Here is a 267-nt window from a genome sequence, read left to right on the forward strand (position 1 = left end):
TAGTTATTCCTTATAAAATTAATTATACGGCAGCAAACCCCACCGCAATGTTTAGTGACTGCCTTCTTCGATGAAAGCTTCTTGGCTAATTTTAGCTATGTCTTTGTCTTCTTTGGTTAAAATAGTTTTTTGCCACGAACCTTGAGCAAACCACGCATAGGTAATAAGCGCAATAACTACGTTGGTAATGGCAAATGAATACCAAATACCGTGATCTCCTAATTGCGTATGTTTAGATAAAATATACGCCGCAGGAAACTGTACAAC

The 267-nt window shown here is 37.5% G+C and carries 1 pseudogene; it reads right to left on the reverse strand.

Features of this window, described 5'->3' with window-relative positions:
- Positions 1-51: 51 nt before the first annotated feature.
- Positions 52-267 (reverse strand): annotated as a pseudogene (locus AAEY62_RS22750) (MATE family efflux transporter); the annotation flags it as partial.

This window comes from Pseudoalteromonas sp. GW168-MNA-CIBAN-0100 (assembly GCF_040309225.1).
Lineage (GTDB): Bacteria > Pseudomonadota > Gammaproteobacteria > Enterobacterales > Alteromonadaceae > Pseudoalteromonas > Pseudoalteromonas arctica.